This is a genomic window from Porphyromonas sp. oral taxon 275 (assembly GCF_018127745.1).
Classification (GTDB): Bacteria; Bacteroidota; Bacteroidia; order Bacteroidales; family Porphyromonadaceae; genus Porphyromonas.
This window is the reverse complement of record NZ_CP072333.1, coordinates 225,990-242,108: the sequence shown is the minus strand read 5'-3', so window position 1 is coordinate 242,108 and position 16,119 is coordinate 225,990. Positions and strand designations below refer to the sequence as shown.

Sequence of the window (16,119 nt, the reverse complement as noted above, 5' to 3'; positions counted from 1 at the left end):
GCCGAGCGATCCGTCGGAGCACGAGCCTTCGGGCTAGGCTAAGGGGCTGAAGGACAGCCCGCCGAGGACGGCCGAAGGCGCAGCGCCCTAGAGGGGACAGCCTGCCCAAGCCAAGCCACGGAGGCGCCCCTAGCCAGCCAAGCCCTGCCCACCGAGCCCTATCTGAGCTCCGTGAGGGATATCCCTCACGCCTCTGACTGCTATCCCTCAGCGCACTGACTGACACCCCTCACGGAGCTGACTGATATCCCTCAGCGCGCGGAAGGGAGGACGAGGACACGACCAAGACTTACCCCCGAGGAGGGGCGCAGCAGCGGAGGTAGGAGGCCGAAGGACGGAGGGGGGCTCTCGGCCTTTTTGACTACATTTGCTCTATAGACTACCTCAGGATAAATACATGCGATTCAAGACCATCATCATATCAGGGCTGGGCGGTGTCGGCGGCTACTACGGCGCTATGCTGCTGCTCGCTGCCGCCCAGGAAGGACAGGGCCGACAGATCCACTTCGTCGCCCGAGGAGCACACCGTGCCGCCATCGCCGAGCGCGGCCTACACATTCATACGCCCGAGCGCGACTTCACCGTCTATCCGGACGCCCTCGCGGAGGATCCCCGCGAGCTCCCCGTCACAGATCTACTGATCCTAGCGACCAAGAGCTATGACCTCGCGGCCAACGTCGAGCAGCTCCGCCCCATCATCGGGCCCGAGACCATCGTGCTGCCGCTGCTCAACGGCGCCAACATCAGCGATCAGCTCCGCGAGCTGCTCCCCGGCATCGAGGTCTGGGACGGCTGCGTCTACATCTCGGCGCGCAAGCCCGCCGCGGGGGAGATCCTCCTCGAGGCCGAGCGGGAGCGCTTCGTCTTCGGCAACGCACAGCCCGAGCGCAGCGCCGAGGAGGCCGAGCTACTGGAGCTGCTGGAGTCGGTCGGGGTGCAGGCGACCAACCCCGAGGACATCAGCGAGCTCATCCGCAAGAAGTTCCTCATGATCTCCGCCACCGCCACAGGCACCAGCTACTATGATATGACCGTCGGCGAGGCCCTCAGCCAGCACCCCGAGGAGATGCGCGGGCTCATCGAGGAGCTCTGCCAGCTCTTCACCGCCCTAGGGCATGACCTAGGCGAAGACGCCGTAGAGCGCACCCTCGAGCGGCAGACCTTCATGATCCCCTCCAGTACGAGCTCGATGCACGTGGACTTCATGCACGGGCGCCCCACCGAGCTGGAGAACCTCACGGGCTATGTCGTGCATACGGCACGCGCCCTCGGGCTGGAGCTCCCCCTCTACGAGCGTATGTACGGCGCCCTACGGGAGCGCTAGGCGCGACCCAGCTATTCCCCATACTTATCCACCATATCCACACTATGCACTACTACACTAGACTCCTGGTCCTCATCGCGGCGCTGCTCACGGCTGGCAGTGCCTCGGCACAGGACTTCAAGCAGTACTTTGCCGACAGCACGCTACGTCTGGACTACATCCTCGCAGGCACGCAGACCGAGACCAAGGTCACGCCCGAGGAGGCGCACCTCATGCCCGTATGGGCGGGACGCCGTCATCACCTCGACAGCCTCGCCCTACAGGGCAACGCCCGCCTCTGGGTGCGCGATGAGGCCACAGGGCGCCTGATCTACTGCACCTCCTTCAACACGCTCTACCAGGAGTGGCGCCTGACGGATGAGGCCAAGGGCAAGCACAGCTCCTATCAGGAGGTCGTCCTCGTGCCCTGGCCCCAGCGCCCCGTCCTCGTGACCCTCGAGCTGAGCGGCGCGCACAATGAGCTGATCGCCCAGCAGACGCAGCGCATCGACCCCAAGGATATACTTATCCACAAGCACAGCGCCCAGTCCAAGTACCCCCAGCAGTACCTCATCCACTCGGGCTCGGCGGCGGACTGCATCGACCTGGCGATCCTCGCCGAGGGCTACACGGAGGCTGAGCTGCCTACCTTCCTCGAGGATGCCAAGGCAGCCACCGAGGCCATCTTCTCCTACGAGCCCTTTAAGAGCCACCGCCAGCGCTTCAACGTCGTGGCTGTCCTCACGCCCTCCGAGCAGACGGGCGTGGCTGTGCCCCGCCTCGGGCAGTGGCCGCGCACGGCCTTCGGCTCGCACTTCGACACCTTCTACAGCGAGCGCTACCTGACGACGCGCCGCCTCAAGACGGTGCACGATGCCCTAGCGGGTATCCCCTACGAGCATATCATCATCCTGGCCAATACGGACGTCTACGGCGGGGGCGGCTTCTACAACTCCTACCTGCTGAGCTCGACGCACCACAAGGAGTACCTGCCGGTGATCGTCCACGAGTTCGGTCACAGCTTCGGGGGGCTCGCGGATGAGTACTTCTACGAGCAGGACACGATGAGCGACACCTATTCCTCCGCCATCGAGCCCTGGGAGCAGAACGTGACGAACCTCAAGGCCTTCGAGGGCACGAAGTGGTCGGCGCTGATCCCCAAGAAGACGCCTCGCCCCACGCCCGCCGCTCAGGCGAAGAAGTACCCCGTCGGGCTCTATGAGGGCGCGGCCTACAGCAGCAAGGGCATGTACCGCGCTAGCTACGACTGCCGCATGCGTACCAACCGCACCAAGGACTTCTGCCCTGCCTGCCACCTAGCCCTAGACAAGCTGCTCCGCTACTACCTCGACAAGTAGCGGCCCGAGCCTAGGCAAAGCAAAGGCGCTCCCCCCAGCTCACGCGGTGACACGTGAGTCGGGGGGAGCGCCTTATTTACTAGGAGGGAGCCTCGAGGCTTGTCCTAGCTAGCGGAGCTAGGGACTAGTAGAAGTTACCACCCGTGCGCTCGTTGGCGCGGGGAGCCAGCTGATTGTAGGTGAAGTCAGGGCCGATCTTGTCCCAGCTCTTGCCGAGGATCTTCTCCAGACGACGGGCAGCAGCCTTGACGAGCACTACTTCTTCGCCCTCGAGGTCGTCATCCTCTGCCTGTCCTGCCTTGATGTCCTCGATGGCACGCAGGGGCTTCTCGGCGTCGCTGGTAGCCGCATACTGTCTCATCGAGTAGGGAGCGAAGACGTAGGTAGGCACCGTGAGGTGTGCCAGGAGCTTCCCTGCCTTGACCGTCGCATTAGGAGCGTAGGAGGGCGACGCCTTACCGCCCTCAAGCTTCCCCTTAGTGGTAGCATAGAGGTCGATATTGAGGTCGAAGGCCGATCCCAGCGTGGGGAAGATGGCATAGCCCTTGTAGTTGATGGGGTCGGTGGCGGGACGGAACTTCGTCTGCCCACGGTGCGCGGACTTGTTGTAGACCTCAGAGTCAAGGCATACGTAGCTCATCAGGTCGCTGTAGTCGGCCTTAGGCGTGATGGCCTTACCCGTGTCGTAGTCCTTGGCATTGGAGGGGTAGAGGAAGAACTGGTAGGCGTCCTTGCGTGCCAGCTCCCCGAGGTTGAGCAGCTCACCCTTAGCATTGTAGGCCTCGAGGAGGATACCATACTGGGGGTAGGCACCGCCCTGCAGCTCACCCGTCAGGGGATTGGGACGGCTGGTGTCACGCCAGCGGTAGGCCAGCAGCTTGTCCAGGCCGTGGAGCGTCGTGTCCCCGGCAGAGCCCTTGACGGTGATGCTGGGCACCAGCGCCCACTTCTTGTCACGGAGCTCGAAGGTCAGCATCTGGTCGTCCTGTAGGTTCTTGTTGTCGAGGTCGGCCGTGCTGGGGAGGTGGTGGAAGCTCTTGACGCCGTGGAGGTGACCGATCTGGAAGCGGAGGACGATCTTAGAGACCAGCGCCTCCTCCTGTGCGGGGGGCTGTGGTGCGGGAGGCGTGGGGGTGTTGGGCTCATCCTTGCGGCAGCTAGCTAGAGCGAGGATGAGGGCGGCGGCAGCGAAGAGCTGCGAGGCGGCACGAAGATACTTGTTCATAGTCTTTATTGCTTGGGTTAGTTACTTACGATACTTGGCGAGGCGCTCGTCCTTGCTACCTTTGTCCACGGTGATAGGCACGTCGATGGAGATGTCTGCCTCCTGGCTGATGGCGAAGGCGTCGTTGTTGTAGAAGGGCATGAAGAGCGAGCGCTGCGTCTTGGGGTCGATGCGGTACTTGGGCTCATGGGCGTGCATGAGCAGGATCGTCAGGTGGAAGCGCAGGTCTGCCTCCGTGAAGCGGATCAGTCCCTTGAAGCCCATAGGATTGCTCACGCCCGTGAAGCGGCTCTCGGGCGAGGTGTAGGGCTTATCCCAGGGCGTGATGTCGGCATAGCGATAGTCGTAGCCCAGCTCCTCGAGCTTATTGATAGGGTAGATGCGCGCCTTACCCCCGAGCTCGCGCTCGGTATAGCGGCGGAAGAAGTGCTGGTGGATGCGGTCCTGCCCATTGTCAATGAACTGATGGTTCATCGGACGGCCCTGAGCGTCGGTGTAGAAGACCTCCAGGAGGTAGACGGTGCTGGGCGAGCTGGTCGTGCTCTCGACCTTGAACTCCTCGACGCCCTTGTCCTTATGCGCCAGGAAGCCGTCGCGCGTCAGCGAGAGGCTCATCTCCTGCTGCTCTGTCGTGGTCTCGATGTCGGCCAGCGTAGGCTGCTCGGCCCACTTGCCGAGGTCCTTGAGCGTAGCCTTAGTGAAGCGGAAGCGCACGATCGCGGGATCGTCGTGGAGCTTGTGCTCGGTCTCGTCCTTGGCCTTCTTAGGCTCGGAGGGCGAGCAGCTGGCGAGGAGGAAGCCCGCCCCTAGCAGCACGAGGGCGCTGCGTAGCATTGCTTTTCTTGTCATGATGTATAGGGATTAGTATTTGTAGATACGGCTAGAACTGCCAGATCAAGCTGGCACGGAGGTCACGCCCCGCGTCGTGCGAATAGTAGCGCGCACGGTTGGTGTACTCCTTGTAGGATCGGTTGAGGATGTTGTCCCCAGAGAAGAGGAAGCGCAGGCTCCCCGAGGCGAGCTGCTTCGTCAGGCTAAGCTCCAGCCCCCAGAGATCGTAGGCGGGCGGAGCGTCGGCGATGTCGATCTCGCTGTCGAAGCGCGTCTGTCGTGCCACGTACAGGTGGTGTAGGCCGAGCGAGAGGTCAAGGCTGGAGGAGAGCTTGCGCTCCCAGGAGAGGCCCTGATTGACGCGGGGAGCGGGGATGTAGGGGAAGAGGGCGCCCGTCTTCAGCGCATTGGCCCAGACCAGCGAGACCTTGGCATCGTAGCGCAGCCCCAAGGGCAGGCCGTAGCTGGCCTCTAGGTCGAGGCCACGGAAGAAGGCGTCCTGCTGGCGCCAGCTGAAGGAGGGGTAGCTCCCCGAGATCGTCTGGAAGTACTTGTGGTCAGGCGCCTCGTAGATGTAGCCATCGATCAGCTGGAGGTAGCCGTCGAGCGTGAGGCGCAGGCGCTCTCCCTTATAGGCCACGGAGCTCACCCACTTGTAGCCCTGCTCGGTACGCAGGGTGCGGTCGCCCTTGATGAAGATGGCGGCGCCGTGCTGATTGCCCGCACTGTAGAGCTCGTGGACGTGGGGCGCGCGGAAGGCAAGGCCCAGCTGGCTCGTCAGCTGCCAGCCGTGACCGAGGTGATAGTGCCCGCCGAGGCTGTAGGTGAGGTTAGTGAAGGAGCGCCGCTCAGAGAGGTGCTCCCGGAAGATATTGTAGCCGTCGACGGCCATGGCTAGGCGGTCGACGCGCAGCCCTAGCTCCGCGCCCCAGCGATCGGTCTGGTACTTCTGGATCACGTGGGCGGCGTAGTTGAGCTCCGTGTAGTTGGGGATGATGGGTACGATGCCTGTACCGGGGCGGTTGTAGTTATCCGTGCCCCTGAGGTGCAGGCCCAGCTCGGTGTCCCAGCGGCTATAGTGCTTGCGCCAGAGCCCATCCACCTGATAGCTGGTGAGGGTAAGGGCGAGCGAAGGGAAGGAGGAGCGGTCGTTGCGGCGGATGTTGTACTCCTCTCTGTTGTCCGTCTGCACGGAGGCGTTGAGGGAGAAGTTCCCCAGCTGGTCGTCGGTATAGCGTCCCTTCACCAGGTAGAGGCGGTGGACGACGTCGTGATGCGGGTAGTCGATGTGGTAGGAGAAGGGGCGGAAGGTCTGCGGCTGCCCGAGGTCAATGAGCGTCTGGATGTCATTGCTGTTCTTGAGGTGCCCCGAGGGCAGCAGGCCCGTCTTGTTCTGATACTGGCTGAAGTAGCCCTCCAGCTGCCAGGCCTCACGGCGCCAGCCGAGGGAGAGGGAGTAGTTGAACTCCCTGGTACCCGTATTCTCCAGCAGGTAGCGGGCCGTGCTGCGGTCCCCCCCTTGATTATAGGAGACCTGTGCACGCCAGGCCAGCTGAGGGTAGCTCGGGAGAGCGCCCTGCAGCTTCAGAAGGCTAGCGTAGCGGCGTCCATTAGTGGCGAAGCTCCCCGCCAGCGAGCCCTGCAGCGTCCCCCCACCATAGGGCAAGGGCTTCTGCCCGAGTACGACGACCCCAGCGATGGCCTCGGAGCCGTAGGATACGGCTTCGGCGCCCTTGAGCACGTGCACTTCATCGTTGGCATCCACGCTCACCTCGGGGGCGTGGTCCTCCCCCCACTGTTGGCCCGACTGACGTACCCCGTTGTTGACGATGAGCACGCGTGTGCCGTACATCCCGTGGATGATGGGCTTGGCCGTCGTCGTACCCGTCTGTAGGGTGGAGACCCCGCTAACCTCGGTGAGGAGCTGGGCGAGGTTGCGCCCTAGGTTGCGCTCGATGGCCTCGCCCGAGACCTTAGCCGAGACGCTGTTATTAGAGACGACACGGCGCGCTCCCGAGACGACGACCCCCGAGAGGAGGCGCTCCTCGCGACGCAGATACACGAGGCAGCTGTCGCCCGCAGCCTGGAGGCGGCTCATCGACAGATGCTCATCGTGGTAGCCTACGGCATGGATGTGGAGGGCGCCCTTGCCGTCGGAGGGCAGGGGCACGGACGCCGTACCAGCGGCGTCGGTCTGGGCGAACTGCTTGCCCAGCTGCAGGACGGCCGCTACCACCGGCTGGCGGTTACGCTCATCCAGCACACGGATCAGCAGTCTACGTCCCTGAGCTGATAGGGGGAGGTGCACGGCGAGCAGGAGCACGAGTGCCGCAAGCATCGCCCGACCACACCTCACTCTAGAAGCATGATACATAGTGAAGAAAATGAATTGGTTAAGGTCTTGTACCCCCAGCGAGCAGAGCAGCGACGCGGCACAGCCTAAGGCAGGGCTGGAGCGTACTACACCTGGGAGGGGTACTATGGCGACTCCTTGCGGGGAGTCAGATTATTGGCTAACTAGTAGACAGGCGGCGCCCGCAGCTGCTGGCACAGCCTCGCGAAGCGCAGCCTATGCCCTAGCTCACGCTCCAGGAGCAGCGTCACCACGAGGAGGACGGCTACCAGTGTGGGGAGCGTCGTAAGGGATAGGAAGGGGGTGTGAATGAGCTGGCAAAGGCTACACTCGGGTTGATCCACATGGGGGAGGTCATCATGCAGGACATGAGACAAGGCAGTCTGCTGCACGCGGTCACTCGTGTGGCTGACCTCATGCAGGGTTACCATAGCCAGGAGACTCACAAAGAGCGTCAAGAGCATGGTAGCGATACGTTGCCTTCTCCTTTGTCGGATCATAAGGCAAAGGTATGCAAATTCTTCGTACCCCGATCATCCGCTTTGAGAAAGCCCCTACAGTAGGGGGACTAAGGTCTACCTCAACCCCTTAGCTCGTCCCCCCGAGGCTGTCGCAACGCCCATCCCAGCCCCTCACCGATCGGCGACACGGCTGTGGCCGAAGTCCGAGCCTAGGGGGAGCGAAAAAAGTAATATCATATCCCGAGCAAAGTAATATAAGAATGCGCCGAAAGTTATATTACTTCTCAGGGAAAGTTATATTACTTTCGGCGCATTCTTATATAATAAATCTCCCTTCCCCTAGGCTGTGCCCGCGCCGAGGGACGGCAGTCAGCTCGCCCCGAGCCTTATGGGGCTGCGCTGAGGGGCTGCTTCGCCGAGCCTCCTACCTTATTATATACACCCGTCCCAGCTGCAGGGCGTCCTTGCACGACTTAGCACCCGCGGCGGGGAGGAGCGCCCCGCCGCGGACTTCTCCTAGACGCGTCCGAGAGCGCCGCCCTAGCCCCGAGCGAGGCGGGAGCGAGTGAGGAGCAAGCTAAGGAGTAGCTTAGGCCGCCTCCCCCACCCCAGCCCAAGCAGAGGCGGAGGCAGCAGTCGAACTTGCCCGCGAGGAAAGGCGAAGGGCACTGCTAGCCAAGGGGCAGCGAGGACGACAGGAGGGATTGCCTAGATTTAGCTAATTTTGAGACTACATTGATTGCCCCCCAATAGCTAAGAAACAGACCCAATGAAGACGGATATCGAGATCGCTCGTAGCATCGCGCTACAGCCTATAGACAGCATCGCGCAGCAGGTCGGGCTGCCGCTAGAGCAGCTGGAGCACTACGGGCGCTACCTAGCTAAGGTAGACCTCAAGGCCCTAGAGGAGGCCAAGGGCGAAGGTAAGCTCATCCTCGTCACCGCCATCACCCCCACCAAGGCCGGCATCGGCAAGACTACCGTATCTATAGGGCTCTCCCTCGGGATGAACCGCCTCGGGCGCCGCGCCGTCGTCGCCCTGCGCGAGCCCTCGCTGGGCCCCTGCTTCGGCCAGAAGGGGGGCGCCGCGGGCGGAGGCTACGCCCAGGTGCTCCCCATGGAGAAGATCAACCTCCACTTCACGGGAGACTTCCACGCCATCACCTCAGCGCACAACATGATCACCGCCCTGCTGGACAACTATATCTACCAGCACCGCAACGATCCCGAGGGTCTCAGCGAAGTCCTATGGAAGCGCGTCCTCGACGTCAATGACCGTGCCCTGCGCCAGGTCGTCACCGGACTCGGGGGCTCGGCCAACGGCATCCCCGCAGAGTCGGGCTTTGACATCACCCCGGCCTCCGAGATCATGGCCATCGATTGCCTAGATTTAGCTAATTTTGAGACTACATTGATTGCCCCCCAATAGCTAAGAAACAGACCCAATGAAGACGGATATCGAGATCGCTCGTAGCATCGCGCTACAGCCTATAGACAGCATCGCGCAGCAGGTCGGGCTGCCGCTAGAGCAGCTGGAGCACTACGGGCGCTACCTAGCTAAGGTAGACCTCAAGGCCCTAGAGGAGGCCAAGGGCGAAGGTAAGCTCATCCTCGTCACCGCCATCACCCCCACCAAGGCCGGCATCGGCAAGACTACCGTATCTATAGGGCTCTCCCTCGGGATGAACCGCCTCGGGCGCCGCGCCGTCGTCGCCCTGCGCGAGCCCTCGCTGGGCCCCTGCTTCGGCCAGAAGGGGGGCGCCGCGGGCGGAGGCTACGCCCAGGTGCTCCCCATGGAGAAGATCAACCTCCACTTCACGGGAGACTTCCACGCCATCACCTCAGCGCACAACATGATCACCGCCCTGCTGGACAACTATATCTACCAGCACCGCAACGATCCCGAGGGTCTCAGCGAAGTCCTATGGAAGCGCGTCCTCGACGTCAATGACCGTGCCCTGCGCCAGGTCGTCACCGGACTCGGGGGCTCGGCCAACGGCATCCCCGCAGAGTCGGGCTTTGACATCACCCCGGCCTCCGAGATCATGGCCATCCTCTGCCTCTCCACGAGCCTAGAGGATCTCAGGCGCCGCATCGAGAACATCCTTCTGGGCTACACCAAGAGCGGCGAGCCCTTCACCGTACGGGATCTGGGCGTCGCTGGCGCCATCACCGTGCTGCTGCTGGACGCCATCAAGCCCAACCTCGCACAGACCACCGAGCATACCCCAGCCTTCATCCACGGCGGCCCCTTCGCCAACATCGCCCACGGCTGCAACTCCATCCTGGCCACACGCCTAGCACTCGCACACTCCGAGTACACGATCACAGAGGCGGGCTTCGGCGCGGATCTCGGCGCGGAGAAGTTCTACAACATCAAGTGCCGTGCCGCGGGGCTAAGCCCTGCGCTGACGGTGCTGGTGGCGACCCTCGGCGGGCTGAAGATGCACGGTGGGGTTGCTGAGGACGTACTCAAGGAGCCCAACATCGAGGGTGTGCGTCGCGGGCTGGCGAACCTAGACCGCCACATCGAGAACCTCCGCAGCTTCGGCCAGACGGTCGTCGTCGCCTTCAACCGCTTTGCCACCGACACGGACGAGGAGATCGCGCTCGTAGCCGAGCACTGCGCAGAGCAGGGCGTAGGCTTCGCTGTCAACACGGCCTTCGGCGAGGGGGGCAAGGGCGCCGAGGAGCTCGCGCGCCTGGTCATCGACACCATCGAGCGCCAGCCCTCCGAGCCCCTGCGCTTCACCTACCCACTGGAGCTCAGCATCCAGGAGAAGGCCGAGCGCCTATCGAAGCAGATCTACGGCGCGCGTAGTATCAACTTCTCCGCCAAGGCACGTCGCCAGCTGGAGCGCATCAGCCGCCACGGCTGGGACCGCTTCCCCATCTGTGTGGCCAAGACGCAGTACTCCTTCAGCGAAGACCCCAAGGCCTACGGCAGCGTGCGCGACTTCGACCTCGAGGTACGCGACATCGTCATCAATACGGGCGCCGAGATGATCGTGCTCGTGCTGGGGACACTGCTGCGCATGCCTGGCCTCCCCAAGAGCCCGCAGGCCCTGCATATCGATCTAGTCGACGGCCATATCGAGGGACTGAGCTAGCCCGAGACCCGCACCGCGGTATCCCCGAGGCCGCCCGCCCCACACCAAGCCCCTGGCGTAGAACCAGCGTCTACGTCGGGGGTTATATCTATACAAGTGTGGGCGAGCCTGAGGGACGAGCCCCAAGCGCATTGTATATAGACAGACATGATCATCAACGAGATATTCTACAGTCTTCAGGGCGAGGGCGTGCACATGGGCAAGCCCTCGATCTTCATCCGCCTCAGTAAGTGCAACCTGCGGTGCAGCTTTTGCGACACGGAGTTCGACAGCGGGCATGAGATGAGCCTCGAGGCGATCCACGAGGCGATCAAGCAGTGGCCCTGCCGCCGCATCATCTGGACGGGGGGCGAGCCTACCCTCCAGCTCACGGACGAGGTCGTCGCCTACTTCAAGGCCCTCGGCTACCATCAGTCGATCGAGACCAACGGCACGCGCCGCCCGCCCCGCGGACTGGACTACATCACCTGCAGCCCCAAGAAGGAGGCGATGGGACTACTCCTGCGCAACTTCCCCGAGGGCGTGGGCGAATTCCGCTTCCCCGTCGGCACCGACCTCGACCTCCCGCCCTCAGTGGAGGACCTCCCGCCTGCAGGTGCCTATCTCCTTAGCCCCATCTTCGTCGGCGAGACGCAGCAGGAGGTGGATAAAGCGGCCGTCGAGCTCTGCGTGCGCTATATCCTAGCGCATCCCGAGTGGCAGCTGAGCCTGCAGATGCACAAGCTTATCCACATCCCCTAGCCTTATGTCCGCAGCGTCTCGACGCTCCCTCCTGCTGCTTGCGCTACTCGTGGGGCTCTGCCTCACCAGCTGCCGAGCGCTGCGCCTACGGGAGGCTGAGCGCGCCGAGCAGCGGGGGGACTACGCCGCAGCCCTCGAGCACTACAAGCAGCTCTACCAGAGGCTATCCCCTCGGGAGCGAGCCCTCAGAGCGCGCTACGCTAGGGCGCAGGGTCGCCTCGCACTCGCGCTGGGGCAGTACGAGCGGGCCTATAGCCTCTTGTCCACAGCGCTGCGCCTCGAGCGCGACAGCCTCAGCCTCGCCGCCGAGCTTGGTCAGGCCGCCTTATCCACAGCCCGCTACGAGGAGGCCACCCGCTGGGGACAGCTGCTTCTAGCGGTGGATAAGTCGGATGCTAAGGCGCAGCGCCTCCTTGCCTCCAGCCAGCTAGCCACGCGCACCGCCCCCGACAGCAGCTATCAGATCAAGCCCCTAGCGCAGCTCAGCAGTGCGCACAGCGAACTCACCCCGAGCTTCTCGCGCGACGGCCGCAGCCTGCTCTTCGCCAGCAGCAGGCGTCAGAGCGCAGCGGGAGCCAAGGGAGCGCCAAGGCTCGACCCACGCACGGGGGACTTCCCCTCCCGCATCTACCAGCTCCAGTACAGCCCGCAGCTCGGGTGGGGACAGCGTCCCGAGCTCCTGTGCGGCCTCGTGGAGCAGCCTGAGGAGCAGCTCCTAAGTCCCCAGCTCCTCGCCTCGGGACAGCTGCTACTGAGCAGTGAGCAGCGCTCCAAGGCGGGGCGTATCACCGCCCGCCTCGAGCTCGCCGAGCGCCTCAGGGACGGTAGCTGGGCACGCCGCGGCCTACTGCTGAGCTCGGCCGACAGCCTACCGAGCATACAGCAGCCCTCGCTGAGCCCCTCGGGACAAACTCTGCTTTTCGCCTCGCCCCGCGCGGGACGGGGCCTCGACCTCTACCGTGCAGAGCTCGAGGGGACGCGCGTCGTCGCGCTCAGCCACCTCGGGGAGGAGATCAACACCCTAGGCAAGGAATGCTTCCCCCGAGCCCTCAGCGATAGCCTCTTTACCTTCGCCTCCGACGGACACCCAGGCTACGGAGGCCTCGACCTCTACCGCGCGCACCTCCAGAGCGACGGCAGCTACCGCGTCGAGCACCTTCCTCGACCCCTCAACAGCGAGGCCGACGACTACGACCTCCTCCCTGCCCCACAGCCCGAGCTCTGGCGTGAAGACCAGTCCCTCGAGGAGGTGGGGCTCCTCGTATCCAGCCGTGGAGACAGCCGCGGCTATCCCCACATCTACCGCTACAGCCGCCCTCGGGTGGAGCTCATCCTCGAGGGGCATGTCTACGACCTCGAGGAGGAAGCGATCCCAGGGGCCGAGATCCGCCTCGTGGCACGCAGCCCCCAGCAGCAGGAGCAGTGCTGCACCAGCGACAGCCTCGGCTACTACCGCCTCAGCGCGCACCCCGACCTCGACTACGTCATGCACGTCAGCCACCCCGGCTACCTCAGCCAGCACCTCCGCCTCCATACCGATCCCAGTCGAGTGAGCGAGCGCTACAGCATCCGCTACTGGCTGAGCCAGCTGGGCCAGCCCGCACGTCTCGAGGCGCTGCACTACGCGCTGGACAGCGTGACGATCCTCCCCGAGAGCTATCCCGTGCTGGACGGCCTCGTGCGCCAGCTGGAGGAGCAGCCCCGCCTCAGGCTCCTCGTGGAGGCGCATACCGATAGGCAGGGCACGGCAGCGCATAATGAAGCGCTTGCCCGAAAGCGCGCAGCAGCTGTGCGCAGCTACCTTGTCTCGCGCGGCATCGCCCCCGAGCGGCTCCAGGTCGCAGGCTATGGGAGCCGCCGCCCCTGCCGTGTGAGCCCTCGCCAGCAGCGCCGCTACCCCTTCCTCCCCCTAGGGCAGGAGCTCAGCCCGAGCTTCGTCGCCACGCTCCCTGCCGAGCAGCAGGCCGTCTGTGATGCCCTGAATAGGCGCACCGAGTGCACGCTGAGCCTCGAGACGCCGACGAACTAAGGCCGCAGCCCCATCCTATTCTCCTCGAGCCAAGACAAAAAGGAGCGCCCTGCCACACGATCTGCTGTGTGGTGGGGCGCTCCCTTATATGCTGTACCCAGAGCCGGGCTCGAACCGGCACGAACTTGCGTCCATTGGTGTTTGAGACCAACGCGTCTACCGATTCCGCCATCTGGGCATAGGTCTGTCGGCAGCGCAAAGATAAGACAATTTCGCCTCCTCCACAATACGCCCCGAGGCCTTGAGGGCGGGGCTACGGGGTGGCTTCGACCGCTCCGCCTACACGAGACACAGCTAGGGGAGGGCTTGCCACCAAGCTCCTTACCCGTCCTCTGTGCCGCAGCAAGCGGGAAGCAAAGCGCTCCTAAGACAAGGCTCCGCTTGGGCTTAGATCAAGGCGAGGAGCAAGCACGAAGCTAGGGGGAGGGCTCGTGAGGGGTATCAGTCAGCGTGCTGAGGGACGGCAGTCCGAGGTCTGAGGGATAGCAGTGGGGGAGCTGAGGGGTATCAGTCAGGGAGCTGGGAGCAGGGAGGGAGCGCGCTGCGAAGCTACTTGGGCTATCACGCTGCACGAGCGCAGGGGGCAGGCTTAGGCAAAGCTCCTCGCCCTTGACAGAGGGAAGACCCTAGACCTCACGTCTCAGGTGCGCGCCATCGAGGACAAGGCCGTCCAGCTCAGCCGCCCAGTAGCGTAGGGCCTCGTAGACCTCCAGCTCGGGGTAAGGCAGGCTCGCCACGAGCTCCGCGACGGGGAGGCTGGGGCGCTCCGTGGCGAGGAAGAGCCGCTCCAGCGCCTCACGGCAGGCGTCGATGACATACTGATGCAGCCCCGAGGAATGGCGGGTGAGGCAGACGTCGCAGCAGCCGCAGGGCACAGCCTCCTCCTCACCGAAGTAAGCCAGCAGCATACGCGAGCGGCAGGTTTCCTCCGCCTCGATATAGCTGCGCACGCAGGCGATACGGTCGGCCATACGGCGGCGGCGCTCCTCATAGGCCTCGGGGGCGATCTGCAAGAGGCGCGACTCCTCACGCCGCACGAGGAAGGTGACACGTGGCACCTGCCGCTGGGGGATATAGTGCAGCACCCCGATGCGCCCCAGGCGCGCTAGATGCTCGTAGATCTCCTCCACCGTATAGCCCGTAGCCTCCGCCAGGTCAGGCTCGTAGATACTGACGTAGCTGGAGAAGAGCCCCGTATAGCTGCGCAGGATGGCACGGATGAGCTTGTCGGGGCCGATATGCGGCTGGTAGAGCTGGCTGCTGGGGATGAGGAACATCAGGCGCGAGCGTCCCCCATCCTCCTCGTAGCGTAGCCAGCGTGCCAGCTGCATGATCTCCAGTGCGTGGTAGGTCTGCACGGGGCGCATGTGGAAGAGGCGGATGAAGTGCTCCACATCCACGCTATAGCTGCGTCCCAGCCCTTCGCCCTCGCCGATCTCGAGATAGTTGCACAGCTGGTCATAGCAGTGGCGGATGTAGTCCTTGGGGGGGAAGCTGTCCTCGAGACGGCGCTGCAGCAGCTGGCTGTCGCGCCTGGAGACGATCGCCACGGCATAGGCGCGCTCGCCATCACGCCCCGCACGGCCTGCCTCCTGGAAGTATTCCTCCAGCGAGGAGGGCATGGTGAGATGCAGCACCAGACGCACGTCGGGCTTATCAATGCCCATACCGAAGGCATTGGTCGCGACCATGACGCGCACCTCGCCCCGCATCCAGCGCGCTTGGCGTAGCTCCCTATCCTTATAGCTGAGCCCCGCATGGTAGTAGGTGGCGCTGATACCCGCAGCATCGAGCTCCTCGGCCAGCTGGCGCGTCAGCTCCCTATTGCGGCAGTAGAGGATGGCGGGACCGGGGACACGTCTGAGGATATGCAGCATCATGGCGGACTTATCCTCGCAGCGGCGTATGGAGTAGGAGAGCTGGGGGCGGAGGAAGCTCTTGCGGAGGAGCGCATAGCCAGGGCGGAAGTCCAGCACGCCGAGGATCTCCCCTATCGTCTCCTCGGTAGCGGTAGCGGTGAGGGCTAGGATGGGCAGCTCGGGATAGAGGCGCCTGAGCTCGAGGATATTGAGATAGGAGGGACGGAAGTCATAGCCCCACTGGCTGATGCAGTGACACTCGTCGACGGCCAGCAGCGAGATGCGCGCCTCCTGCAGCCACGAGAGGAAGCTGGCCGACGCCAGACGCTCAGGGGAGATGTAGAGGAACTTGTACCCTCCCCACAGACAGTTGTCCAGCGTGTGCTGCATCTGCTCGGGGCCCATGCCCGAGTGGATGGCGGCGGCACGTATGCCCTGCGCGCGCAGGCGGTCTACCTGGTCCTTCATGAGGGAGATGAGCGGCGTGACGACGAGCGTCAGACCCGGCAGCATCAGCCCCGGCACCTGGAAGGTAATGCTCTTGCCGCCGCCTGTAGGCATCAGCCCAAGGGTATCACGCCCTGCCAGCACCGCCTCCACGATCTCCTGCTGCAGCGGGCGGAAGTGCTCGTAGCCCCAATAGCGCTGCAGTACCTCGACGCTCGTGAGCTCGCTGTCGGGTACTCCTGGGCGGGGGTCATGTCGTAGGATAGGAGTGGGCGGAAGCTCTACGAGCTGATCGAAGAGCTCGGCGGGCCAAAGCAGCCGCTCGGCTGGCTCCAAGCTCTCGGCTAGGCCCTCGGTATCGAGCAGCTCGTCCAGCAGCGTAGGATCCTCGGCCATGGCGAT

The 16,119-nt window shown here is 63.9% G+C and carries 10 protein-coding genes, 1 tRNA gene and 1 pseudogene; 6 read left to right on the top strand and 6 right to left on the bottom strand.

Annotated features, from left to right (window positions below; translation table 11 throughout):
• The first annotated feature begins 397 nt into the window (after positions 1–397).
• Together J4862_RS00925 and J4862_RS00920 are read left to right on the top strand one after the other, a co-directional pair.
• Positions 398–1,324 carry a ketopantoate reductase family protein gene (locus J4862_RS00925; protein WP_211788876.1) on the top strand — a complete coding sequence of 309 codons (927 nt, stop codon included), beginning with the start codon at positions 398–400 and terminating at the stop codon, positions 1,322–1,324.
• Positions 1,325–1,368: 44 nt separating this feature from the next.
• Entirely contained in the window at positions 1,369–2,661 is a 1,293-nt protein-coding gene (locus tag J4862_RS00920) for a M64 family metallopeptidase (RefSeq protein WP_211788875.1), read from the top strand.
• Positions 2,662–2,785: 124 nt separating this feature from the next.
• Here the strand turns inward: J4862_RS00920 and J4862_RS00915 are convergent, their stop codons facing one another.
• From J4862_RS00915 to J4862_RS00900, 4 genes are all read right to left on the bottom strand, one after another.
• On the bottom strand, positions 2,786–3,886 hold the full coding sequence (locus J4862_RS00915; protein WP_211788874.1) for a hypothetical protein: 1,101 nt from the start codon (positions 3,884–3,886) through the stop codon (positions 2,786–2,788).
• 21 nt (positions 3,887–3,907) lie between these two features.
• On the bottom strand, positions 3,908–4,735 hold the full coding sequence (locus J4862_RS00910) for a hypothetical protein (protein WP_211788873.1): 828 nt from the start codon (positions 4,733–4,735) through the stop codon (positions 3,908–3,910).
• A 31-nt stretch (positions 4,736–4,766) separates the two neighbouring features.
• Entirely contained in the window at positions 4,767–7,055 is a 2,289-nt protein-coding gene (locus J4862_RS00905) for a TonB-dependent receptor (protein WP_211788872.1), read from the bottom strand.
• A gap of 179 nt (positions 7,056–7,234) precedes the next feature.
• Entirely contained in the window at positions 7,235–7,501 is a 267-nt protein-coding gene (locus J4862_RS00900; RefSeq protein WP_211788871.1) for a DUF2946 family protein, read from the bottom strand.
• Between the two features lie 799 nt (positions 7,502–8,300).
• Between J4862_RS00900 and J4862_RS00895 the strand changes: the two are divergent.
• From J4862_RS00895 to J4862_RS00880, 4 genes and pseudogenes are all read left to right on the top strand, one after another.
• Positions 8,301–8,918: pseudogene (locus J4862_RS00895) on the top strand (formate--tetrahydrofolate ligase); the annotation flags it as partial.
• 58 nt (positions 8,919–8,976) lie between these two features.
• The gene (locus tag J4862_RS00890; RefSeq protein ID WP_211788870.1) at positions 8,977–10,641 is read left to right on the top strand and encodes a formate--tetrahydrofolate ligase; all 1,665 of its coding nucleotides are present in this window, start codon (positions 8,977–8,979) and stop codon (positions 10,639–10,641) included.
• A gap of 147 nt (positions 10,642–10,788) precedes the next feature.
• Entirely contained in the window at positions 10,789–11,382 is a 594-nt protein-coding gene (locus tag J4862_RS00885; protein ID WP_211788869.1) for a 7-carboxy-7-deazaguanine synthase QueE, read from the top strand.
• 4 nt (positions 11,383–11,386) lie between these two features.
• The gene (locus J4862_RS00880; RefSeq protein WP_211788868.1) at positions 11,387–13,411 is read left to right on the top strand and encodes an OmpA family protein; all 2,025 of its coding nucleotides are present in this window, start codon (positions 11,387–11,389) and stop codon (positions 13,409–13,411) included.
• A 94-nt stretch (positions 13,412–13,505) separates the two neighbouring features.
• Here the strand turns inward: J4862_RS00880 and J4862_RS00875 are convergent.
• Both J4862_RS00875 and J4862_RS00870 read right to left on the bottom strand, forming a co-directional pair.
• Positions 13,506–13,589 (bottom strand) — tRNA-Leu (locus J4862_RS00875).
• Positions 13,590–14,037: 448 nt separating this feature from the next.
• Complete coding sequence (locus tag J4862_RS00870) at positions 14,038–16,113, bottom strand: ATP-dependent DNA helicase RecQ (RefSeq protein ID WP_211788867.1); 2,076 nt, start codon at positions 16,111–16,113, stop codon at positions 14,038–14,040.
• Positions 16,114–16,119 lie beyond the last annotated feature (6 nt).

What these genes read in the sequence shown, in the direction of transcription:
- J4862_RS00925 (WP_211788876.1), top strand. Translation starts at nt 398, where the DNA reads ATGCGATTCAAGACCATCATCATATCAGGGCTGGGCGGTGTCGGCGGC.
- J4862_RS00920 (WP_211788875.1), top strand. Translation starts at nt 1,369, where the DNA reads ATGCACTACTACACTAGACTCCTGGTCCTCATCGCGGCGCTGCTCACG.
- J4862_RS00915 (WP_211788874.1), bottom strand. Translation starts at nt 3,886, where the DNA reads ATGAACAAGTATCTTCGTGCCGCCTCGCAGCTCTTCGCTGCCGCCGCC.
- J4862_RS00910 (WP_211788873.1), bottom strand. Translation starts at nt 4,735, where the DNA reads ATGACAAGAAAAGCAATGCTACGCAGCGCCCTCGTGCTGCTAGGGGCG.
- J4862_RS00905 (WP_211788872.1), bottom strand. Translation starts at nt 7,055, where the DNA reads ATGCTTGCGGCACTCGTGCTCCTGCTCGCCGTGCACCTCCCCCTATCA.
- J4862_RS00900 (WP_211788871.1), bottom strand. Translation starts at nt 7,501, where the DNA reads ATGGTAACCCTGCATGAGGTCAGCCACACGAGTGACCGCGTGCAGCAG.
- J4862_RS00890 (WP_211788870.1), top strand. Translation starts at nt 8,977, where the DNA reads ATGAAGACGGATATCGAGATCGCTCGTAGCATCGCGCTACAGCCTATA.
- J4862_RS00885 (WP_211788869.1), top strand. Translation starts at nt 10,789, where the DNA reads ATGATCATCAACGAGATATTCTACAGTCTTCAGGGCGAGGGCGTGCAC.
- J4862_RS00880 (WP_211788868.1), top strand. Translation starts at nt 11,387, where the DNA reads ATGTCCGCAGCGTCTCGACGCTCCCTCCTGCTGCTTGCGCTACTCGTG.
- J4862_RS00870 (WP_211788867.1), bottom strand. Translation starts at nt 16,113, where the DNA reads ATGGCCGAGGATCCTACGCTGCTGGACGAGCTGCTCGATACCGAGGGC.